The sequence below is a fragment of the Microbacterium sp. T3-8 genome, assembly GCF_055398145.1.
In genome coordinates this window covers 283,769-304,946 of sequence record NZ_AP027918.1, presented here as the reverse complement: position 1 = coordinate 304,946, position 21,178 = coordinate 283,769, and the positions used below count along the sequence as shown (strand labels likewise).

Here is a 21,178-nt window from a genome sequence, read left to right as displayed (position 1 = left end):
GGCAACATGTCAGCGACAGCATCCGGATCCGGCATCAAGGGGAAGGTGATCGCGATCAGCATCGCCGCGGCCCTCGGTGGATTCCTCTTCGGATTCGACACAGCGGTCATCAACGGCGCGGTGGATGCTCTCGCCGGCAACCAGTCGGGCTTCGACCTCGGCGCCGGCCTCAAGGGCTTCGCCGTTTCGTCGGCCCTCATCGGTTGTGCGGTCGGCGCGTGGTTCGCCGGTCCGCTGGCGAACCGGTACGGACGCATCCCCATCATGGTCGCGGCTGCGGTCCTCTTCCTGGTGTCGTCGATCGGTTCCGGTCTGGCCTTCAGCGTCATCGACCTGATCATCTGGCGCATCGTCGGTGGCCTGGGTGTCGGCGCGGCATCCGTCATCGCGCCGGCGTACATCGCCGAGGTCTCGCCCGCCAGCATGCGCGGTCGACTCGGCTCGCTGCAGCAGCTCGCGATCGTGAGCGGTATCTTCGTCGCCCTGTTGTCGGACGCCCTGCTCGCCGAGGTCGCCGGCGGGGCTGCCGAGTCGCTCTGGGGCCTGTACGCCTGGCGATGGATGTTCATCGCGGAAGCGATCCCGGCGATCGTCTACGGCATCATGGCGCTGAAACTCCCCGAATCCCCGCGCTATCTCGTGCGCAAGGGCGACATCGAGAAGGCATCCGAGGTGCTCACGACCGTCACGGGGACGGTCGACGTGAAGGCCAAGATCTCCGAGATCACCGGCACGATCGACACGGAGAAGAAGGAATCCCTGCGCGACCTGCGCGGCAACCGCTTCGGCCTCAAGCCGATCGTCTGGGTCGGCATCCTGCTGTCGGTCTTCCAGCAGTTCGTCGGCATCAACGTCATCTTCTACTACTCGACGACGCTGTGGCAGTCGGTCGGCTTCGGTGAATCCGAGGCGCTGCTGATCACGGTGATCACCTCCGTGACGAACATCGTGGTGACAATCGTCGCGATCCTGCTCGTGGACAAGGTCGGCCGGCGCATCATGCTGCTCGTCGGATCGGTGGGCATGACGATCTCTCTCGGCCTCATGGCTCTCGCGTTCTCGTTCGGCACCCTCGATTCCGCCGGTGCCGTCACGCTGCCCGAACCCTGGTCGACCGTGGCGCTGATCTGCGCCAACGCGTTCGTCGTGTTCTTCGGGGCCACCTGGGGTCCGCTCGTATGGGTGCTGCTGGGCGAGATGTTCCCGAACTCGATCCGCGCGGGCGCCCTTGCGGTCGCGGCGGCGGCGCAGTGGGCGGCGAACTTCTTCATCTCGACGACGTTCCCCGCGTTCGCCAACATCGGCCTGCCGTTCGCCTACGGTTTCTATGCGTTCTTCGCACTGCTGTCGTTCTTCTTCGTGTACTTCAAGGTCGCCGAGACCAAGGGCAAGGAGCTCGAGGACATGAGCGAGGATGTGAAGGTCGAGCGCCGACCCCGTCGCGCACACGCGTAGGCTGGAAGGCATGAGCGAGTCCGTCCCCCGTCGCGCCAGCCTGGAAGTACTGCGTGCCGAGGCATCCGACGAACTCGCCGTGATCGTGCAGGAGCGGTTGCTGGGCGGGGAGGATCCGTGGGAGTTCATGGAGGACCTCCCCAGCATCGATGAGCTCGTCGTCTACCTGCTGCGCGCCGACAACATCAGCGCGAACGACGGCGTGCGGCCGAACGAAGCCCGGCACTACCGGGTGCTGCGGCAGATCGCGCTCGAGTACCCGGAGCTGACGCCGGCCGTGTGGGGCCTGCTCGACGACAAGCAGCGCTACCGCCGGTGGGACCCGACGGTCGCGGACGCCTCCTGACGATGCCACGGATGCTCGTCGCCTACGACCCGTCGTGGCCCGAGCAGTTCGCAGCTGCCGCCGCTCAGCTGCGTTCGCACGGCGACCCGGACTGGGTCATCGAGCACATCGGCTCGACCGCGATCCCCGGCATGCGCGCGAAGCCCATCATCGACCTCGCGGTGCGGGTCGCGGATGCCGCGGACTTCGAGCGGCATCGGAGTGCGCTCGAGAGGTCGGGCTGGCGGCGGGGGAGCGCGGTGCGCAGTCACCCGGTGATGCTCCGTGAGAGGGACGGCGTGCGTACGCATATCGCGCACTTCTTCACCGCGGCGGACTGGGATGCCGTGGACCAGAGGATCCTGCGGGACTGGCTGCTCGAGAACCCCGCGGATGCCGATCGCTACCGGCACGCGAAGTGCGATGCCGTGGCCGCCGCTGCCCGAGGTACCTCGAGCTACAGCGCCGCGAAGACCCCGGTGATCCAGGAGATCGTGGATCGCGCGCGCACAGCCCGTGGATTGCCGCGGGTCGAGGTGTCGGACAAGTAGCCGCGGGGTGGGGCCTTGGACAAGCCCAGGGACCCAGCTTCTGTCGGGAGGGGCCCGCGAAGCGGGAGGGTCCCCGTTCTGCGAGAGAGGGGAACATCCCGGAGCCCGTCACCGAAAGCATCCGTAGAACAGAAAAGGCCGCCGCCTCCCGAAGGAGACGACGGCCCGAAACTTCTCAGACTCAGCCGATGAAGGCCGCGAGGTCCTTCTCGAGGGCCGGCTTCGGCTTCGCGCCGATGATGGTCGTCTTGACCTCACCGCCCTGGAACACCTTCATCGCCGGGATCGACGTGATCTGGTACTTCATCGCCAGCTCGGGGTTCTCGTCGACGTTGAGCTTGAGGATGGTGATCTTGTCGGGGTTGTCGGCCTGGATCTGGTCCAGGACCGGGGCGACCATACGACACGGTCCGCACCATTCGGCCCAGAAGTCCACGAGAATGGGACCTTCGGCCTGCAGTACGTCCTGCTCCCAGGTCGCCTGGCTCGTAGCCTGTGCACTCATCAGAGTTTCTCCTTGTTCGAGGTTCGTCGGATACAACAGCCGACCGGGGGAAAGTGTTCCCGTAGGTCAGGCGGTGATGATCTCGGCCGCTTCGGCGGCCGGGAACTCGACGGAGGCGTCTTCGAGGTCGGCGAGGAAGTGCTCGGCGTCGAGGGCGGCGACCGTTCCGGAACCGGCAGCGGTGATGGCCTGACGGTAGGTGGGGTCGATCACGTCGCCGGCGGCGAAGACACCGGGAACCGAGGTGACCGAGGAGCGGCCGTCGACCCAGATCGTGCCCTCGGCGGTGAGCTTCAGCTTGTCGTGCACGAGGTGCGTGCGCGGGTCGTTGCCGATGGCGACGAAGAGACCGTCGAGGGGCAGGTCGCGCAGCGTGCCGTCTTCGGTGGAGCGCAGCTGCACGCCTTCGACCGAGTCCTTGCCGAGGATCTCGGCGACTTCGCTGTTCCAGATGAACTCGATCTTCTCGTTCGCGAAGGCGCGCTCCTGCATGATCTTCGACGCGCGGAGGGTGTCCTTGCGGTGGATCACGTAGACCTTGTCGGCGAAGCGGGTGAGGAACGTGGCCTCCTCCATCGCGGAGTCGCCGCCGCCGACGACCGCGATCGTCTTCTCGCGGAAGAAGAAGCCGTCGCAGGTGGCGCACCACGAGACGCCGTAGCCGGAGAGGCGCTCTTCGCCCTCGATGCCGAGCTTGCGGTACGCCGAGCCCGTCGCGTAGATGAGGGTCTGGGTCTCGTGCACCGTGCCGCTGCCGAGGGTGACCTTCTTGACCGGTCCGTCGAGCTCGAGCGACGCGACGTCGTCGTAGACGACCTCGGTGCCGAACTTCTCGGCCTGCTCCTGGAACTTGGCCATGAGCTCGGGGCCCTGGATGCCATCGGGGAAGCCGGGGTAGTTCTCGACCTCTGTGGTGTTCATCAGCTCACCGCCGACCTCGACCGAGCTCGCGATGAGCAGCGGCTCGAGGTTCGCGCGCGCCGCGTAGATGGCGGCGGTGAAACCGGCGGGGCCGGAGCCGATGATGACGACCTGACGCATGAAATGCTCCCTGTGAGAACTGCAATGCCATCGAATGATGTCCGACAGCTTCAACCCATGGTAACCGCGCGGCATTCCCGCGACGGGAGACGCTCAGCGACCGGGCAGGAAGCGACGGGCGAGGGCTCCGGCGGCCTTCAGTTCGGGAGCGCGGAGCAGGGCGAGGATGCCGAGGTAGACGACCACGACGACGAGTCCGACGATCGCGGTACCGAGGGCGCCCTGGAACTTGTCGGCCATCGTCCAGCCGTCGACGCCGCCCAGCAGCACGAAGGCGCCCCATCCGGCGAAGCCCGCGGGGATGCCGGCGAGGGCGAAGCGGCCGATCGCGGCCATCCAGGAGCGGATCTGCAGGCCGCCGATCTTGCGGTGCAGCAGCCAGGTGGCGACGATCGTCTGCACGATGCTCGCGATCGATTGGCCGAGGGCCACGGCGGCGGCGAGCGAGGTGAGCGGGATGATGCCCGCCTCACGCAGGCCGAGAGCCCCGAGGGCCGTGCCGACGATGAGCACGCACTGGAAGATCGTGAACCAGAACGGCGTGCGCGTGTCGTCGTAGGCGTAGAAGGTGCGCTGCACGATGAACAGGATCGTGAGCGGGATGAGGCCGAACAGGTAGGCGATCAGCACGAGGGCGGCCGCCTGGGCGTCGTCGGCGTTGTCGGTGAAGACGCGGGAGGCGGGGATCGCGGCCGCGGCGACGGCGGCGGTGGCGGCGACGATGAAGAACAGCAGGGTGCGGATGCTCTGCGCGATGTCCGCGCGCACCTCGTCGTCTCGTCCGGCTGCCGCGTGCGCGCTGATCTGCGTGAAGTACGGGGTGCCGATCGAGAGCACGATCACCGAGTAGGGGAGCATGAAGATGAGCCAGGCGTTGGCGGTCACGGTGGCCGAGGCCCCGAGGCCCGACACCTCGCTCACGAGGTAGCCCTGGTACATGCCGGCCGCGAGGCTCGCGAACGCCATGAGGAACGTCCATCCGGCGAGCCGACCGACGTTGCCGAGACCCACACCGCGCCAGCGGAAGTCGGGCTTGAGGGCGAGTCCCGTGCGGCGCCAGAACACGAGCAGCACGAGGGCCTGCAGCGCGATGCCGAGCGTGGCGGTGCCGCCGAGCACGGTGATCATCTCGGGCGTCCAGTCGGCGGCCCGGGTGGAGACCGGGCCGAAGAGGGCGCCGAGCGCGAGGAAGCCGGCGATCGAGACGATGTTGTTGACGACGGGGGCCCACGTGAAGGGACCGAAGATCTTGCGCGCGTTGAGCGCCTCGCCCAGCATCGCGTACAGACCGTAGAGCAGGATCTGCGGCAGGCACCAGTAGGCGAGGGCGGTGGCCAGCGCCAGCGCATCATCGCTCGCCTTGCCGGCCACGAGGTGCACGAGCCAGGGCGCGGCCGCGGTGGCGATCGCGGTCACGACCACGAGCACGACCGTGCCCAGGGTGAAGAGCTTCGAGATGAAGGCGTTGCCGCCGTCGGCATCCGCGGTGGCCTTCACGATCTGAGGGACGATCACCGCGGTGAGGATGCCGACCGAGATCAGGGAGAAGACGCTGTTCGGCAGCTGGTTCGCGTAGGTGAAGGCGTCCGCCGCCTCGGAGGCGACCGATCCGAGTACCCCGACGAGCACGATGCTGCGGAGCAGCCCCGTGATGCGGGAGACGAGGGTGCCGGCGCCGATGATCGCGCTCGCGCGCCCGAGACTGCTCACGTGGTTTCTTTCTCTCCGGCGTCGATGTCCTCGTCGGTCTGGGCCGGAGCATCGATCGCGGCATCCGTCTCGCCACCCGCGACCGACGACTCCCGACGTCGACGGAGCACCGTGCGGATCACACCGCCGACGATCAGCAGCACGGCGAGACCGCCGAAGATGACGAGACCGATCGTCTCCCACTCGGCGCGCACCGCGACGCGCACCGTCTGCGGGCCGTCGATCAGTGCCCCCGTGGGGCTGTAGAGGTTCAGGCGCAGATCGAGCTCGCCGCTGCCGACGCGCGCAGAGACGGGAACCTTGACTCGGGCGCTGGAGTTCGCCTGCACGACGACCTCGTTGCTGCCCTGCACCTCGAGGCGGGGGTCGGTGGGCGCGACCGTCAGGCGCAGATTGACCGGCCACGGCAGGTCGTTGCGCACGCTGAACGGGAGGTCGGCGTTGGCGCTGAGCAGCTGGATCGTGCTCGACGGGGGGATGCTGACGGCGTGGAGCGTGTCGTTCGTCGCCGCACGGTGCACGGCGACGTTGGTGCTGAACTTCGTCTCGGGCACGCCGACCGCGATCTCGCGCAGCACGCGGATGCGCTCCCGACCGAGCAGCACCTGGGGGTCGTCGAGGATCGTCGCGAAGGTGGCGAGCGTGCCCTCGTCGACCAGCATGTTCTGGAGAGCGCTGACGCGGAGGTCGTCGACGGCACCGGTGAGGGCGACGCCCGCGGCAGGAGCCGAGCGCACCGACGACAGGTCGAATCCGGGGGAGTCGACCGCGGCGATCGCCTCACGAAGCGCTGCGGCGTCTCGGGTCTCGTCGCGGTCGAGGCCGACCAGGAGCGGGCCCTGCGGCGCCGCCTGCCCGGCGAAGTAGAGCTGTGCACTCGCTGCGGCGAGCCAGCGCTGCCGGGCGCCCGAAGCCGATTCGCCCGCGGCACCGGAGATCGCGGCGGAGATCGCCTCGTCGACGACGAGCAGGTCGTGCCCGTCGGTCGTCGCGTGCGCGGTGTCGACGGCATCCGTCGCGGACGACGAGACGATCGTCGTGACCTCGCCGCCGAAGTAGGAGGTGAACCTCGCGAGGTCTTCGGAGCGGGCGCCCGCCAACGGCCAGACGATTCCCTCGATGGCGTCGTCGATGGTCGTGAGCGTCTCGTCGTCGGGCAGCACGGGCGCGTCGGTCGCGGAGGGCGTCGGAGACGGCGTGGAGGTGCCGGGGGTCGGCGTGGCCGTCGCCGGGGTGCTCGGGAAGCTCAGGGGGTTCACGAAGGGCGCGAGGGTCGTGGGCTGCAGCAGCTCCGGCAGCTGCGCCTGCGCCTGCACCGTCGCATCGGCGTCGCCGAACTGCAGGGCGAAGCGCTCGTTGGGGAGATCGTCGAAGCGCTCGAGCCAATCGGTCGCGTTCGCCGGCGCCGAGGTGCCGAGCACCCGGATCGCCGCGACGATCGCGGGGTCGATGGCGATCACGGCCGCCGTGCCCGAGACGCCCTCGAGAGCAGCCGTGAGAGCCCCGTCGGCCGCCGTGAGCTCGGCGAGCTCGTCGGCCGTGAGCAGCACGCCGTCGGCAGGAGTCGCGGTGATGGGCACGATCACCCCGACCTGCACGGCATCGGCGGTCACGACGAGCACGCTGTCGGCCGAGACGTTGCGCGACACGAAGTCATCGCTGCCGACCGTGCCGGTGCTCGCTCCGCTCAGTCCCGCCCGGATCGGATAGACACCGGGAGCGAGCTCGGCGAGGGACTCCGGCGGGATGTCGACCGAGACGCGATCGGAGCCGCCCGCCTCGACGGCATCCGTCGCCTTCGATCCGAGCGTCTCGAACTCTCCGGGCGCCGACGTCTCATCGAGCCAGGTCGAGACGGCCGTGCCGTCGGAGAGCGGAGTGCGGTTGATCTCGACCGTGACGGTGCCGGTCGACAGGCGGGCATCGGTGTCGTTCTGCAGCGAGAGGGATGCCGTGGCCGACGCACCCGGGGTGATCCTGCCGTGCGAGCCGATCGCGACGGAGAGCTCGACGATGCCGGCATCCGTCGTCTCGTCGTCGCCGTCGGCCGCCATCGCCGGAGACGCGAGCGCGCCGAGACCGGCCGCGAGGGCGAACGCGGCCGCCGCGCTCGTGAGTCGCCGAAGACGCGCACGGAGGCGTCTGTCGGGGGTGCTCGCGGTCATGAAGGTCTTCCTCGAACGCCCGGGAAGAGGGCGGAATCGTGAGTACTGACCTTGTGATTCTAGAAGGCGCGCCGGAGGAGAACCCTGAAGACGCGTAGAGTGACGGCCGTGTCCGCCTCTGCCATGCCCGTTCCCGACCCGCTCGGATGCGCTTCGCTCGCCGCCGACCTCGACGCCGCCGACCTGCGCTCCGCACCGTTGCGCCGCCTGTGGGGCGAAGAGGCCGACGACGCCCTGGCCCGCGGCATGCGCGAGCCCATCCTGCGCGCGATCGAGGGTGACGAGAGAACTCTCGCGACCCTGGGGCGCTTCTTCGTGCTCGGGATGCCGCAGCCGCGACGCTCCGTCGAGGAGGCGCTTCCACGTCTCGGCGTCGACGGGCTGACGGCTCTCGGTCTCGCCACGGCATCCGACACCGTCGTCACGCCCACCGCGCTCCTGCGCCCGCAGTCGTTCGTCGACGCGGACGGGGTCGGGGAGTGGTGGATCGCGAGCGACCTCGACGAGGTCGCGCTCGGCACCGCGCTGCCCGCCGACCACGTGCTCGGAGTGGGCGGCGCCTCGCGCACCCTCGCCGAGATCGTCGTGCCGATCGAGGTGGAGCGCGCGCTCGACCTCGGCACCGGATGCGGCATCCAGGCGCTGCTCATATCGCGCCGTGCCGGACGGGTCGTCGCGACCGACATCTCCTCTCGGGCCCTGGCCTACGCCGAGCTCAACGCACGACTGAACGGGATCGGCAACATCGAGTTCCGTCTGGGCAGCATGTTCGAGCCCGTCGCGGGGGAGGCTTTCGACCTGATCGTCTCGAACCCGCCCTTCGTCATCACGCCGCGCACCGAGGGCGTGCCCGAGTACGAGTACCGCGACGGCGGACTCATCGGAGACGCGCTCGTCGAACAGTTCGTGCGCACCGCACCCGCCTTCCTCACCGCGGGCGGAAGCGCCCAGCTGCTCGGCAACTGGGAGTCGCGCGACGGGGTGAAGGGCCTGGCGCGGTTGGACGCCTGGGTGCCGGGCGACCTCGACCTCTGGGTCGTCGAGCGGGAGGAGCTCTCGCCCCTCGCCTACGCCGAGCTGTGGATCCGCGACGGCGGCACCACCCCGCGCGATGCGGAGTTCACGCCGCTGCTCACCGCCTGGCTCGACGACTTCGCCGCACGCGGGGTGACCGCGATCGGCTTCGGATACGTGCTCATCCGTCGCGGAGACGCCCCCGTGCTCCGACGCAGCGAGCACGTCGGCCAGGCCGTGTCGGGTGTGGGCGAGGCGCTGGGCCGCGGACTCGTGGCGCACGACCTGCTCGCGAGCGGAATTCCCGCGACCCTCGTCACGGCATCCGATGTCACCGAGGCCCGGCACCTGCTGCCCGGCAATGACGACCCCAGCGTGATCGAACTGCGTCAGGGCGGCGGCTTCGGACGCACGGTGAACGTCGACCCGGCGCTCGCCGCATTCGTGGGCGCCTGCGACGGCGAGCTGACGGTCGGGCAGATCGCCGCGGCCCTCGCCGACCTCTTCGACGTTCCGCTCGCCGATCTCTGGGCCGAGCTGGAGCCGCGCATCCGGGCGCTGCTGATCGACGGGTTCCTCGCGGCGGAATAACCCGCGGCATCCATGCGTTCGAATACACCATGAAGGCTTTCGGATTCCTCTCGTTCGGTCACTACGCCGATGTCCAGGGTTCGGCGACCCGCACCGCGGGCGACATGCTGAAGCAGACCATCGAGATCGCCGAGGGCGCCGATGAGATCGGGGTGAACGGCGCCTACGTGCGCGTGCACCACTGGGCCCGCCAGGCCGCCTCGCCCATGCCGCTGCTGTCGGCGATGGCCGCGCGCACGAAGCGCATCGAGGTCGGCACCGGCGTGATCGACATGCGCTACGAGAACCCGTTCCAGTTCGCCGAGGAGGCGGCCGCCCTCGACCTGATCGCCGACGGACGCATCGCGCTCGGCGTGAGCCGTGGGTCACCCGAGACGGCTCTGCGCGGCTACGAGACGTTCGGCTTCCACGACGAGGAGGATCCCGAGCGCGGCGGTGTGATGGCCCGCGAGAAGTTCGACCTCTTCCTGCGCGCGATCGACGGCGAGGGCCTCGCCCCGGGCGACCCTCGGATGGTCGGCGCCGGACGCTACCTGCAGATCGAGCCGCAGTCGCCCACGCTCCGCGACCACATCTGGTGGGGGTCGGGATCGCGGGCGACCGCCGAGGAGACGGGGCGTAAGGGCCTCAACATGATGAGCTCGACGCTGCTCACCGAGGCCACGGGCGTGCCGTTCCACGAACTCCAGAGCGAGCAGATCGCGCTGTTCCGTGCGGCCTACAAAGAGGCCGGTCACACCGGTTCGCCGCGCGTCTCGGTGAGCCGCAGCGTCTTCCCGCTGATCACCGACATGGACCGGGCGTACTTCGGTCTGCGCAGCGAGGACAGCGGCGACCAGATCGGCATCATCGACGGTTACCGGTCGACCTTCGGCAAGACCTACGCCGCCGAACCCGACGTGCTCATCGAGCAGCTGAAGAACGACTCCGCCGTCATGGCCGCCGACACCCTGCTGCTCACGATCCCGAACCAGCTCGGCCCCGCATACAACCTGCACGTGCTCGAGTCGTTCGCGAAGCACGTCGCGCCAGCGCTCGGCTGGAAGCCGAACACCGAGGGGCCGGTGCAGGGCGACCCGGTCGTCTGAGACGCGTCGGGCGCGGGTGGCGGGTTTCGGCGTCGAGGGTGGGCGCTCGCCGGGACCGGCCGGCCGTTGACACGGCGCGCGGGATGGTCGACAGTGGGTTCGCCGTGTCGGATGCCGCGGCATCCGCTCCTCGGACATCGGAGACCCCATGACCTGCGTTCGCGTCGATCTCAACATCTCTCTCGACGGCTTCGCCACGACCACCGACCAGACCCCGGAAAATCCGTTCGGCGAGGACTGGGGTCGTCTCACGGCGGCGTATGCCGCGACGCGCACGTTCCGTGAGCGGGTGTTCCACGACACGAGCGGTGCGGGCACGACCGGGGTCGACGAGAAGTACGCCGCACGCTACTTCGAGAACATCGGCGCCGAGATCATGGGCGCCGGGATGTTCGGTCTGCACGCGAACCCCGACGACCCCGACTGGCGCGGCTGGTGGGGCGACGAGCCGCCTTTCCACGCGCCGGTGTTCGTGCTCACGCACACCCCGCGCGAGCGCATCGAGTTCGCGAACGGCACGTCGTTCGAGTTCATCGACGCGGCGCCCGAAGAGGCGTTGCGACGCGCGGTCGAGGCTGCGGAGGGCGCAGACGTGCGGGTGGGCGGCGGAGCGACGACCGTGCGCGAATACCTGCGCGCGGGTCTCGTCGACGAGCTGCACGTCGGCATCACCCCGATCCTCATCGGCAGCGGCATCCGCTTGTGGGACGACCTGCGCGGACTCGAGTCCGGATACTCCGTCGCGTCGGAGACGGCCGAGTCGGGGGTCGTGCACCTGACGTTCTCGCGCGCGAACTGACGGCCGGCCGAGGCGGAAGTTTTTCTTCGCCTCGCTGGTATACCGATGTAGCCTGGCGCCATGCGCGCGAAGCGAAGCAGCATCGTCATCGGAGTCCTGGCCCTGGTGGCTGCTGTCGCGGTGGTCGCGAGCCCCGCGTCCGCCGCGACCACGACGCAGTGGGCGACCTGGCAGCCATTGACCGGCACGAGCGGTGCGTATTCGACCTCGGTGCAGATCACCCCCGACCCGTCCATGGTCGCGATCGTCACCAGCACCTCGCGCTCCGGTCAGGTCGGAGTGATCTCGGGCGCATCGACGTGGCTCTCGCAGGGCACCCCCGTCGGCGCGAAGTACGGATCCAGCCGGGACCAGCCCTATCTGAACCTGCGCCCGCAGGCCGACACCCCCACCGGATCGTCGACGACGACGTACTCCTTCCTCGACCCGACACCCACCGCAGGCTGGACCTTCGTGCTCGGTGACATCGACGCCGACGCAGTGCGCATCCAGGCCACCGGTCCCGACGGACAGGCGCTCACCGCCGACGAGCTCGGGTTCCGCGGCGGTTTCAACTACTGCGCTCCCGGCGTGGTCGGCAAGCCGTCATGCACCGGATCGGCCACCGATGTGCCCACCTGGGACGACACGACCCTCACGCTGACCGGCAACGCCGGTGCGGTCGACACCTCGGGTGCGGCGGCCTGGTTCGAACCCTCCGCTCCCATCACGACCCTGAGCTTCGTCTTCACCCGCCGCTCGGGTCTGCCGGTGTACCAGACGTGGTTCGCCTCGCTCGCGCGCGACGTCAGCGGAACCGTCGTCGACGACGCCGATGCACCGCAAGCGGATGTGGATCTCATACTGACCGATGCGAACGGTCGGGTCGTCGCCTCGACGACGACCGGCGCCGATGGCACCTATTCCTTCCCCGGCATCCAAGGCAGCGGCGGGTACACCGTGCGAGTGAGCGCACCCGAGGGAAAGATCGCGGAAGGCCCCTCGACCCGACCCGTCGACCTCAGTGAGACGGATGCCGTCGGCGTCGACTTCGTCGTGCGCGACATCGTGCCGGTCGCGGTCTCCGGACGGGTGGTCGACGAGAGCGGCAACGGTGTCGGCGCGGTCACCGTGGTCGTCGACGGGACCGAGCTCACCGCGATCACGGAGTCGGACGGGCGGTACCTCTTCGACACCGTGCCCGTCGGTGACCACGTGGTGCGCGTCATCCCACCGGGCGGCTTCTCGACCGCCGCCGACACGCGCTCGATCTCGGTGCCGGAGGACAGTGAGGAACCGATCACCATCCCGCCGGAAGAAGACTTCGTGCTGCTGACGAACGCCGATCTGAGTGGCGTCGTCACATCGCCGGCGACGGGTATCGGCGTGAGCGGGGCGGTGGTGACCGTCACCGACCCCGACGGGAACATCGTCGCGACGACCGTGACCCGCCCGCTCGGGGAGTACACGATCCCGCGCCTTCCCCCGGGTGACTACACGGTCACGATCGCGCCGCCGAGCGGCTATGCGCCACTCGGACCCACCAGCGCGACGGTCGAGCTCGGCAGTGAGTCGCTGACCGACGTGAACTTCGAGCTCGCGCTGCTGGGGAGCTTCTCGGGAACCGTGCGGGATGCATCGGGTGCCCCGGTCGCCGGGGTCGCCCTCACGCTCGAGGGTCCGGGTGGAACGCGGCTGCTCGTGTCGGCGGAAGACGGCTCCTACAGCCTCGGCGGTCTCGCGCCGGGAGACTACGTCCTGACGGTCGTCCCGCCCGAGGGCACGCAGGCGGTCGACTTCGCGCGCCGCTCGTTCGGTTTCCTGCCACAGGGCGGCGGCACCGTCATCGCCCAGGACTTCGTGCTCGCCGCGGTCGTGGTCGAGCCCAGCCCGTCGCCGGATCCTGACCCGCCGACGACGCCCGTCGCACCGCCGGCGCCGGGCACGGGTGGTGCGGGCACCGGAACGCTCCCCGGTACGGGCCTCGGCCCCGAGACCTTCGCGTGGGCGGCCGGCGGAGCGGTCGTGCTGCTGCTCGGCGCGACGCTGCTCATCGTGTCGCGTCGGCGGGCGCGCGGGCGCGACGAGGGGTGAGGCATCCGTTCTTCGCGTTCACAAGTCCTGAGAATTTGGGTGTTCAAGGCCGGATTCGATGTGTTCGGAGTGCTGAAGCAGTTTTCTCCGGAGTTATGGACGCCCGGCCGGGTGCAGCAGCCGGAACAGCTCGCACACGACCGGCATATCCGGCGCGAAACCCCGCGGATTCTCGGAGTGCGCGCGCCAGTACCGCTCGTGCGCGGTGCGCCAGTACTCGAGCGTGCGGTCGCCCTCACCCTCGGCGTGGGCGTGCGCGGCCTCGACCTCGTCGAAGGGGACGATGCGGATGCTCGTCGTCTCGATCACCGCGCGCGGTGCTCCGGTGCCGTCGAGGATGATGCTCAGCTCGCCCTCGACGGGGAGTGGATCGCTTGCTGCTTCGTAGTCCCAGACCGATGAGGCGGTGCCCGTCTTGATGCCCTCGAGCACCAGAGCCAGCAGGTCATCCGCGTGCGCGGGGGTCGCGCCGAAGGCCCAGGCCAGGGGCACGGCGGTGGGAAGCTCCGGATGCTCCGACCGCACCCCATCCCAGAACGAGGCGAGGGCGGTGGGGTCGGCGGTGATCATGACCTCAGCCTAGGCATCCGATCAGGAGGTGGGCGGCCCGAACAGCTCCTCGCCGTGCTCGTGCAGCAGGCGATAGGCGTCGGCGAACGTCTCGGGGTCGGGCTCTCCGGGCTTTCCATAGCGCGACAGCAGCAGTCCGAGGAGTCCCCGCGCGGGCGGTGTGAGGGGCTTCATGCCGGAGGGGTCTCCCGGCTTCGGCTCGAGTTCCTCGGGGTTCGGCGGCGTGTAGGCGGGAGTCGTGACGGGCCAGTCCGACGGATGCCGCGGCTGATCGAGGTTGATGGCCTCGAACAACGTGTTCGCCGAGGCGTCGCGATCGTTGAGGGGCTTCAATCCGTGGAGCCGCGAGAGCGTGGCGGTGACGGTGCCGTGATGCATCTCGTCGTGCACGATCGTGCCGCGCTTCGTGTACGCCGACACGGCGATCGCGGGAACGCGGCATCCGAGGCGGTCGAAGGTGAACCCCATCTCGCCGGCACCGGTGCCGGCGGTCGGCTTGGTCGCGGCGGGCGGCGGCACGTGGTCGTAGCATCCGCCGTGCTCATCGAAGGTGATGAGCAGCAGGGTGTTGACCGCGTTCGACCCCTTCGGTGAGGCGCTCGTGCGCACGGCCTCGTAGATGTCGTGGATGAGTCGGTCGCCGGCGCGCACGTCGGAGATCGCACTGTCGTAGACCGGCTCTCCGTCGACCGTGCTCTCGCGGGGCGAGCCGAACGGCGGGTGGAAGTCGTTGTGGTCGTAGACCATCCGCGGCTCGATGAACGCGTAGGCGGGGAGGGTGCCGTTCTTCGTGTCGGCGTAGAAGTCCTCCATCGTGCCGAAGTGGTCGGTGCGCCAGTACTTCTCGAGCACGGCGGCATGCAGCATCCCGGTGAACGAGACGAGCTGCAGCTTGTCGATGTAGATCTTCCAGCTCACCTTCTTCTCTTCGAGCCGGTTGAAGACGGTCGGGGCGGCGGGAGCGTCGAGCCACTTCTTGTAGCCGCCGCCTGCCTGGTTGGTGACGAAGCCGTGCGAGGTCGACGCGTGGAAGAAGGAGCGGTTGCAGAAGGTCTGCGAGGGCACGCCGGCGTACCAGTGGTCGAAGACCGCGAACTCGCTCGCGAGTGTCGAGAGCACCGGGAGCATCTCGGGCGAGAACGAGCCCATGATGTGCGCGGCCTCTTCGGGCTTCGGCTCCGTGCCCTTGCGCAGGCGACGGAAGTTGATGATGTAGTCCTCGAGGAACCCCGACATCGTGGCCTTCTCGCCGTGCGTCGGGGCGTTGAACGGGGCGGTCATCTCGTCGACGAACAGATCGGCGTTTCCCTTCGGGTCGACCGTGCCGAAGATCTGCGTGTTGACGTGCGGGTACTCTTCGCCCGGGTCGGGATCGGGCAGGCTCATGATGCGATCGGTGTCGCCGGTGTACACGTGGGCGTCGACGACGGTGCCATCGGATGCCGTGTTGCTGTGCTTCCCGAACGCGAGCCCCTCGAACGTCTCGCCGGCCGGCAGCGTCTGCTGCGAGTACAGGTAGCCGAGCAGGTTGTCGAAGGAGCGGTTCTCGCCCATGACGACCACGAGGTGGTCGAACCCGGGCTCGCTGCGCGGGGTGAGGGCGGCGAAGGGGTCGGGTTCGGACGCGAACCCGTTGCGCGAGTTCTGCGCGGCGACGGATGCCCCGATGGCCGCTCCGGCCGCACCGCCGACGACGGCGCCGGCGAACGCGGCCCCACCCATCTTGAGGAACCCGCGCCGCGACGGGGTGCGGGCGGCGTCGGGATTCCGGTCGGATGCGGGATCGGATGCCGGGGGAGGGGTGCTGTCGTCGGCCATGGGGTGATCCTATGGCGGGGACGTCGGCGGCGGAATGCTGGAACGCATCCCGTCGCATCGGTACCGTGGATGCATGAGCCACGCGGGAGACTCCTCGGTTGATGCACGGGTCAGAGCCGTCGAGAAGGAGTACCTCTCGCGCCAGACCCGCCTCTTCATCACGTTCGCGCTGATCGAGGGGCCGGTCCTGCTTCTCGGAGCAGTGCTCATCTACGGGTTCGAGCTCATCGACCCCGAGGTCGGCATCTGGTTCCTCGTCGCGGTGGCCGTGATCGGCGGCGGCGTGCTGAGCATGATGCTGCTGCGCCTCATCCAGGGCCGGGTGCAGGCGATCGACCGGGCGCGGGGCGAGAACCCGCTGTTCTGAGGGCACGACCACACCGCCCGACTACGCTGGAACCCATGCTCAACATGGCCGAAGGCCTCGACCGTCTCGGCGCGCTCGCCGCGCATCCGGTGGTGCGCACCCTCGCCACGGCGTTCGCGGATGCCGGGTTCGACCTGGCCGTCGTCGGCGGTCCCGTGCGCGATGCGCTGCTGGGGCGTCCGACCCACGACCTCGACTTCACGACCGATGCTCGGCCCGACGACATCCTGCGCATCGTCACCCCGATCTCGACCGCGCAGTGGGACATCGGCCGTGCGTTCGGCACGATCGGTGCGCGCGTGCAGAAGGAGCAGGTCGAGATCACGACCTACCGCGCCGACAGCTACGACGGGGTGACGCGCAAGCCCACCGTCGAGTTCGGCGACACGATCGACGCCGACCTGGTGCGCCGAGACTTCACCGTCAACGCGATGGCGCTGCAGGTGCCCTCGGTGAAGCTCGTCGACCCGACCGGCGGGGTCGAAGACCTCATCGCGGGAGTGCTCCGCACTCCGACCGACCCCGACGTCTCGTTCGGCGACGACCCGCTGCGCATGCTGCGGGCCGCCCGGTTCAGCGCGCAGCTCGACTTCCGCATCGACGACGACACCGCCGACGCGATCACCCGGCTGCGGTCGACGCTCGAGATCGTCAGCCCCGAGCGCATCCAGTCCGAGCTCGTACGCCTCATGCAGACCGACGACCCGGTGCGCGGCATCCGCGCTCTCGTCGAGACCGGACTGATCGATGAGTTCCTGCCCGAGGTGAGCGCCCTCAAGCTCGAGGTCGACGAGCACCACCACCACAAGGACGTCTACGAGCACTCCCTGACGGTGCTGCGCCAGGCGATCTCGCTCGAGCACTCCCGGCATCCGGGTGCCGAGCCCGACGTGGCGCTGCGCATCGCGGCTCTGCTGCACGACATCGGCAAGCCCCGCACCCGCAAGCTCGAAGACGGCGGAGCGGTCACGTTCCACCACCACGACATCGTCGGCGCCCGCATGGCGCGCAAGCGCCTGCAGGCCCTGCGGTTCGACACCGCCACGACGGATGCCGTCGCCACCCTCATCGAGCTGCACCTGAGGTTCTTCGGCTACGCCGAGGGCGCCTGGACGGATGCCGCGGTGCGCCGTTACGTGCGCGATGCGGGCCCCCTGCTCGAACGCCTGCACATCCTCACCCGTGCGGATGTGACCACGCGCAACAAGCGCAAGGCGGCGCGACTGTCGTCGGCGTACGACGACATCGAGTCGCGCATCGCGGCGCTCGCCGAACAGGAGCAGCTCGACGCGATGCGTCCGGAACTCGACGGCAACCGCATCCAGGAGGTGCTCGGCATCCGTCCCGGTCGCGAGGTCGGCGAGGCCTACAAGTTCCTGCTCGACCTGCGCCTCGACGAGGGCGTGCTCGGTCCGGAGGTCGCCGAGGAGCGTCTGCGCGCCTGGTGGGCGGCGCGCGCCTGAGCCGCCGAGGCGGGCGGTGGTGGCGGCGGCGGACGGTCTTTCGCCTCGCGGCAGAACCTCCTCGATCACCCGTGGGAGGGTTCCCACGGGCGACCTCGGCTCCTACACTGGGAGCACGCTCCACCCCCGAGGAACGGAGTCCCTGTGCCGTCGCAGTGGCAGTCTTCGCCTGAGGCCTCTCGCCTGATCATCGAGCGTGCGCACGAAGAGCTGCTCGCCGGCAACCTCGATGACCAGCGCCTGCAGCAGGTGCGCCCGCTCGTGCGGGCGTCGTGGGAGCGGTCGTGGCGCGGACGCGTCGGCCCCGAGAGCCCGCCCGCGCTCGAACTCGGCCTCGACGAGCTCGAGGAGTATCGGCGTGCGCACCCGCTCGCCGCCGTCATGGACACGATCCGCGGCCTGCTGCTGCCGGGCACTCCGGAAGACGCGGGAGTGGTGATCGCGATCGGCGACCAGGCCGGTCGACTGCTGTGGATCGAGGGAGACCGCCAGCTGCAGAGCCTCACCGACGACATGGGTTTCGTCGCGGGCGCGAACTGGGCGGAGGGTGCCGTCGGCACGACCGCCCCGGGCACCGCGCTCGCCCTCGGACAGCCGGTGCAGATCCGCGGCGCCGAGCACTACAACCGCCTGGTGCACCCGTGGTCGTGCACGGCGGCACCGGTGCGCGACCCCGAGACGCAGCGCGTGCTCGGAGTGATCGACATCACGGGTGGTTCGGAGGTCGTGACCCCGCAGGCGCGACTGCTCGTGGATGCGACCGCCCGTGCCGTCGAGTCCGAACTGCTGATCACCCGCCTGCGCGCCCGGGCCGAGGTGGCGCCCCGGGTGCACCCTGCGCCGACGCGCACCCGCGCCGCGGCGCGCGCGACCCTGCACGTACTCGGTCGCGACAGGGCACGGCTCGAGACGGCATCCGATCATGAGGAATCGGTCATCGAGCTCAGCGCCCGCCACGCGGCCATCCTGCTGATGCTCGCCGTCCACCGGCAGGGGCTGTCGGCCGAGCGCCTCACCGAGCTCGTCTACGGCGCCGACGTCTCGCCCGACACGCTGCGCCCCGAGATGGTGCGGCTGCGCAAAGTGCTCGAACAGCGGATGCCGGAGCTGGTGCCCGAGTCGAGACCGTACCGTTTGCCCGTGACCCTCGACACCGACGCACAGGACGTGATGTCGCTGCTCGACCGCGGCGCGCACCGGGTCGCGCTCACCGCCTACCGGGGCCCGGTGCTGCCCGAGTCGACCTCGCCCGGGGTCGAGGAGTTCCGTGAGACGGTGCGGGCGGCGCTGCGGGAGGCGATGCTGTCGGAGGCGAGCCTCGACGTGCTGCTCTCGTACGCCGAGATCCCCGAGGGGCAGTCGGATGCCGAGGCGCTGCGCCTCGCGCTCGAGATGCTGCCGGCGCGCTCGCCGAAGCGGCCCGGACTGGTCGCCCGGATCGAGCGACTCGAGCGCGCGCAGGCCTGAGGAGCATCCGCAACCGGGCGCAACGTTGCGCACCCGGGTGCAACGTCGCGCGACCTACCGTCGGAGGACAGCCGCGCACCGAGGCGCGGCCCAGCCCGAGGAGTCACGATGACCATCGTCGAAGAAGACGTGTCCACTGCCTACGCCGCCCCGGGTCAGCCGGGATCCCTGGCCGACTACCGCCCCCGCTACGGCCATTACATCGGCGGCGAGTTCGTCGAACCCGCGAAGGGCCAGTACTTCGAGAACGTCAGCCCCGTCAACGGCAAGCCGTTCACCGAGGTCGCCCGGGGCACCGGTGAAGACATCGACCGCGCGGTCGACGTCGCCTGGAAGGCCTTCGCCTCCTGGGGCAAGACGAGTCCCGCCGAGCGCTCGGTCATCCTGAACAGGATCGCCGACCGCATCGAGCAGAACCTCGAGCGCATCGCCGTCGCCGAGACGTGGGAGAACGGCAAGCCGGTGCGCGAGACGCTCGCCGCCGACATCCCCCTCGCGGTCGACCACTTCCGCTACTTCGCCGGTGTGCTGCGGGCGCAGGAGGGCGGTATCAGCCAGCTCGACGAGAACACCGTCGCGTACCACTTCCACGAACCGCTGGGTGTGGTCGGGCAGATCATCCCGTGGAACTTCCCGATCCTGATGGCCGTGTGGAAGCTGGCCCCGGCGCTCGCCGCGGGCAACTGCGTCGTCATCAAGCCGGCCGAGCAGACACCGGCATCCCTCCTGTTCCTGTTCGAGATCATCGGCGACCTGCTGCCCGCCGGCGTCGTGAACATCGTCAACGGCTTCGGCATCGAGGCCGGCGCCCCGCTCGCGCAGCACAAGCGCATCCGCAAGGTCGCGTTCACGGGCGAGACGACGACCGGCCGGCTCATCATGCAGTACGCCTCGCAGAACCTCATCCCGGTGACGCTCGAGCTCGGGGGCAAGAGCCCGAACGTGTTCTTCGAAGACGTCGCGCGCTCCACCAGCGACCCGTTCTACGACAAGGCGCTCGAGGGCTTCACGATGTTCGCGCTCAACCAGGGCGAGGTCTGCACCTGCCCGTCGCGGGCGCTCATCCAGCGATCGATCTACGACGGATTCCTCGCCGACGGGCTCGAGAGGGTCGGGAAGGTCGTGCAGGGCAATCCGCTCGATCCCGCGACGATGATCGGCGCCCAGGCATCCAACGATCAGCTGGAGAAGATCCTGAGCTACATCGACATCGGAAAGCAGGGCGGTGCGCGGCTGCTCACGGGCGGCGAGCGGGTCGACCTCGGCGGCGATCTCAGCGAGGGCTACTACGTGGCGCCGACCGTGTTCGAGGGCACCAACGACATGCGCATCTTCCAGGAGGAGATCTTCGGCCCGGTGCTGTCGGTCACCTCGTTCGACGACTTCGACAACGCGATCGACATCGCCAACGACACCCTCTACGGGCTGGGCGCGGGGGTGTGGAGTCGCAGCGGCGACATCGCCTACCGCGCGGGTCGGGCGATCGAGGCCGGGCGCGTGTGGACCAACACGTACCACCAGTACCCGGCGCACGCCGCGTTCGGCGGGTACAAGCAGTCGGGCGTCGGTCGCGAGAACCACAAGATGATGCTCGACCACTACCAGCAGACGAAGAACCTCCTCGTCTCGTACGCGGAGGGCCCGATGGGCTTCTTCTGATGGTCGACATCGGCACCTACCAGCGGGTCGCGGTGACGGATGCTGCGGCATCCCTCATCCGCGACCTCACGGTGCAGCACGGCCCGCTCATGTTCCATCAGTCGGGCGGATGCTGCGACGGCTCGTCGCCCATGTGCTACCCGGTGGGGATGTTCCTCACCGGGCCGGGCGACGTGCAGCTCGGGAGTCTCGACGTCGGGCTGGAGGCAGAGGTCGAGGTCTTCATGTCGGAGTCGCAGTTCGAGTACTGGAAGTACACGCACCTCACCATCGACGTCGTGCCGGGGCGCGGTGCCGGGTTCTCGGTCGAGGGGCCGACCGGCATGCGGTTCCTGATCCGGTCGCGGATGCTCGACGACCAGGAGCTGGAGTACTTCGGGTTGGCGTGAGGTTCGCGGGGCCCGCGTGCAGCAGCGGAGGAGAACTCGCCCTCCGCAGGAAGCATCCGCCGTTTCGATCCTGCCGAGCGCGAGAAATCCTCCCGAACGGATACGGCGGGGGGGCGCAGCTTCGACGG

18 protein-coding genes are annotated in these 21,178 nt (G+C 69.3%); 12 read left to right on the top strand and 6 right to left on the bottom strand.

Translation table 11 applies throughout. The features are described 5' to 3' along the window. Positions 1–6: 6 nt before the first annotated feature. From ACZ5Y9_RS01500 to ACZ5Y9_RS01490, 3 genes are read left to right on the top strand one after another with little or no spacing between them, the layout of a single operon-like run. Positions 7–1,455 (top strand): sugar porter family MFS transporter, encoded by a 1,449-nt coding sequence (locus ACZ5Y9_RS01500; protein WP_464472066.1) that lies wholly within the window; start codon positions 7–9, stop codon positions 1,453–1,455. A 10-nt stretch (positions 1,456–1,465) separates the two neighbouring features. After that, positions 1,466–1,801 carry a tryptophan synthase subunit alpha gene (locus tag ACZ5Y9_RS01495; protein ID WP_464472065.1) on the top strand — a complete coding sequence of 112 codons (336 nt, stop codon included), beginning with the start codon at positions 1,466–1,468 and terminating at the stop codon, positions 1,799–1,801. Between the two features lie 11 nt (positions 1,802–1,812). Then, positions 1,813–2,331 carry a GrpB family protein gene (locus ACZ5Y9_RS01490; protein WP_464472064.1) on the top strand — a complete coding sequence of 173 codons (519 nt, stop codon included), beginning with the start codon at positions 1,813–1,815 and terminating at the stop codon, positions 2,329–2,331. Positions 2,332–2,512: 181 nt separating this feature from the next. On the opposite strand, the gene trxA is transcribed toward ACZ5Y9_RS01490, so the two are convergent. The 4 genes from trxA to ACZ5Y9_RS01470 form a co-directional block, all read right to left on the bottom strand. After that, entirely contained in the window at positions 2,513–2,836 is a 324-nt protein-coding gene (gene trxA / locus ACZ5Y9_RS01485) for a thioredoxin (RefSeq protein WP_247624063.1), read from the bottom strand. 66 nt (positions 2,837–2,902) lie between these two features. Next, positions 2,903–3,877, bottom strand: coding sequence for a thioredoxin-disulfide reductase (gene trxB, locus ACZ5Y9_RS01480; RefSeq protein ID WP_247633425.1), 975 nt, complete (start codon positions 3,875–3,877; stop codon positions 2,903–2,905). Between the two features lie 93 nt (positions 3,878–3,970). Next, positions 3,971–5,587, bottom strand: a complete 1,617-nt coding sequence (murJ, locus tag ACZ5Y9_RS01475) for a murein biosynthesis integral membrane protein MurJ (RefSeq protein WP_247633426.1) — start codon at positions 5,585–5,587, stop codon at positions 3,971–3,973. Continuing rightward, positions 5,584–7,752 (bottom strand): DUF6049 family protein, encoded by a 2,169-nt coding sequence (locus tag ACZ5Y9_RS01470; protein ID WP_464472063.1) that lies wholly within the window; start codon positions 7,750–7,752, stop codon positions 5,584–5,586. The genes murJ and ACZ5Y9_RS01470 overlap by 4 nt, the downstream gene beginning before the upstream one ends. A 123-nt stretch (positions 7,753–7,875) precedes the next feature. Between ACZ5Y9_RS01470 and ACZ5Y9_RS01465 the strand changes: the two genes are divergently transcribed. The 4 genes from ACZ5Y9_RS01465 to ACZ5Y9_RS01450 all read left to right on the top strand — a co-directional run bounded on the left by ACZ5Y9_RS01465 (position 7,876) and on the right by ACZ5Y9_RS01450 (position 13,317). Beyond that, positions 7,876–9,357: a DUF7059 domain-containing protein gene (locus tag ACZ5Y9_RS01465; RefSeq protein WP_464472757.1), complete on the top strand. Its 1,482-nt coding sequence runs from the start codon at positions 7,876–7,878 to the stop codon at positions 9,355–9,357. 29 nt (positions 9,358–9,386) lie between these two features. Then, on the top strand, positions 9,387–10,445 hold the full coding sequence (locus ACZ5Y9_RS01460) for an LLM class flavin-dependent oxidoreductase (RefSeq protein WP_247624067.1): 1,059 nt from the start codon (positions 9,387–9,389) through the stop codon (positions 10,443–10,445). Positions 10,446–10,593: 148 nt separating this feature from the next. Further along, the gene (locus ACZ5Y9_RS01455) at positions 10,594–11,244 is read left to right on the top strand and encodes a dihydrofolate reductase family protein (protein ID WP_464472062.1); all 651 of its coding nucleotides are present in this window, start codon (positions 10,594–10,596) and stop codon (positions 11,242–11,244) included. A gap of 60 nt (positions 11,245–11,304) precedes the next feature. Next, entirely contained in the window at positions 11,305–13,317 is a 2,013-nt protein-coding gene (locus ACZ5Y9_RS01450; protein ID WP_464472061.1) for an MSCRAMM family protein, read from the top strand. A gap of 93 nt (positions 13,318–13,410) precedes the next feature. Here ACZ5Y9_RS01450 and ACZ5Y9_RS01445 read toward each other — a convergent pair whose 3' ends face one another. Beyond that, positions 13,411–13,887 (bottom strand): ASCH domain-containing protein, encoded by a 477-nt coding sequence (locus ACZ5Y9_RS01445; protein WP_464472060.1) that lies wholly within the window; start codon positions 13,885–13,887, stop codon positions 13,411–13,413. A 21-nt stretch (positions 13,888–13,908) separates the two neighbouring features. Further along, entirely contained in the window at positions 13,909–15,705 is a 1,797-nt protein-coding gene (locus ACZ5Y9_RS01440) for an alkaline phosphatase family protein (RefSeq protein ID WP_464472059.1), read from the bottom strand. 73 nt (positions 15,706–15,778) lie between these two features. Between ACZ5Y9_RS01440 and ACZ5Y9_RS01435 the strand changes: the two genes are divergently transcribed. The 5 genes from ACZ5Y9_RS01435 (at position 15,779) to ACZ5Y9_RS01415 (ending at position 21,050) form a co-directional block, all read left to right on the top strand. Next, entirely contained in the window at positions 15,779–16,072 is a 294-nt protein-coding gene (locus tag ACZ5Y9_RS01435) for a hypothetical protein (RefSeq protein WP_464472058.1), read from the top strand. 35 nt (positions 16,073–16,107) lie between these two features. Next, the gene (locus ACZ5Y9_RS01430; RefSeq protein WP_464472057.1) at positions 16,108–17,535 is read left to right on the top strand and encodes a CCA tRNA nucleotidyltransferase; all 1,428 of its coding nucleotides are present in this window, start codon (positions 16,108–16,110) and stop codon (positions 17,533–17,535) included. 144 nt (positions 17,536–17,679) lie between these two features. Then, on the top strand, positions 17,680–19,002 hold the full coding sequence (locus tag ACZ5Y9_RS01425; RefSeq protein WP_464472056.1) for a GAF domain-containing protein: 1,323 nt from the start codon (positions 17,680–17,682) through the stop codon (positions 19,000–19,002). 108 nt (positions 19,003–19,110) lie between these two features. Beyond that, the gene (gene exaC / locus ACZ5Y9_RS01420) at positions 19,111–20,661 is read left to right on the top strand and encodes an acetaldehyde dehydrogenase ExaC (protein ID WP_464472055.1); all 1,551 of its coding nucleotides are present in this window, start codon (positions 19,111–19,113) and stop codon (positions 20,659–20,661) included. Then, positions 20,661–21,050 carry a DUF779 domain-containing protein gene (locus ACZ5Y9_RS01415; RefSeq protein WP_464472054.1) on the top strand — a complete coding sequence of 130 codons (390 nt, stop codon included), beginning with the start codon at positions 20,661–20,663 and terminating at the stop codon, positions 21,048–21,050. The genes exaC and ACZ5Y9_RS01415 overlap by 1 nt, the downstream gene beginning before the upstream one ends. Positions 21,051–21,178 lie beyond the last annotated feature (128 nt).

Bases quoted from the DNA above. Each gene is read 5' to 3' on its own strand.
- ACZ5Y9_RS01500 (WP_464472066.1), top strand. From the start codon at position 7: ATGTCAGCGACAGCATCCGGATCCGGCATCAAGGGGAAGGTGATCGCG.
- trxB (WP_247633425.1), bottom strand. From the start codon at position 3,877: ATGCGTCAGGTCGTCATCATCGGCTCCGGCCCCGCCGGTTTCACCGCC.
- ACZ5Y9_RS01455 (WP_464472062.1), top strand. From the start codon at position 10,594: ATGACCTGCGTTCGCGTCGATCTCAACATCTCTCTCGACGGCTTCGCC.
- ACZ5Y9_RS01470 (WP_464472063.1), bottom strand. From the start codon at position 7,752: ATGACCGCGAGCACCCCCGACAGACGCCTCCGTGCGCGTCTTCGGCGA.
- ACZ5Y9_RS01490 (WP_464472064.1), top strand. From the start codon at position 1,813: ATGCTCGTCGCCTACGACCCGTCGTGGCCCGAGCAGTTCGCAGCTGCC.
- ACZ5Y9_RS01435 (WP_464472058.1), top strand. From the start codon at position 15,779: ATGAGCCACGCGGGAGACTCCTCGGTTGATGCACGGGTCAGAGCCGTC.
- ACZ5Y9_RS01415 (WP_464472054.1), top strand. From the start codon at position 20,661: ATGGTCGACATCGGCACCTACCAGCGGGTCGCGGTGACGGATGCTGCG.
- ACZ5Y9_RS01440 (WP_464472059.1), bottom strand. From the start codon at position 15,705: ATGGCCGACGACAGCACCCCTCCCCCGGCATCCGATCCCGCATCCGAC.
- trxA (WP_247624063.1), bottom strand. From the start codon at position 2,836: ATGAGTGCACAGGCTACGAGCCAGGCGACCTGGGAGCAGGACGTACTG.
- exaC (WP_464472055.1), top strand. From the start codon at position 19,111: ATGACCATCGTCGAAGAAGACGTGTCCACTGCCTACGCCGCCCCGGGT.
- ACZ5Y9_RS01495 (WP_464472065.1), top strand. From the start codon at position 1,466: ATGAGCGAGTCCGTCCCCCGTCGCGCCAGCCTGGAAGTACTGCGTGCC.
- ACZ5Y9_RS01460 (WP_247624067.1), top strand. From the start codon at position 9,387: ATGAAGGCTTTCGGATTCCTCTCGTTCGGTCACTACGCCGATGTCCAG.
- ACZ5Y9_RS01445 (WP_464472060.1), bottom strand. From the start codon at position 13,887: ATGATCACCGCCGACCCCACCGCCCTCGCCTCGTTCTGGGATGGGGTG.
- ACZ5Y9_RS01430 (WP_464472057.1), top strand. From the start codon at position 16,108: ATGCTCAACATGGCCGAAGGCCTCGACCGTCTCGGCGCGCTCGCCGCG.
- ACZ5Y9_RS01465 (WP_464472757.1), top strand. From the start codon at position 7,876: ATGCCCGTTCCCGACCCGCTCGGATGCGCTTCGCTCGCCGCCGACCTC.
- ACZ5Y9_RS01450 (WP_464472061.1), top strand. From the start codon at position 11,305: ATGCGCGCGAAGCGAAGCAGCATCGTCATCGGAGTCCTGGCCCTGGTG.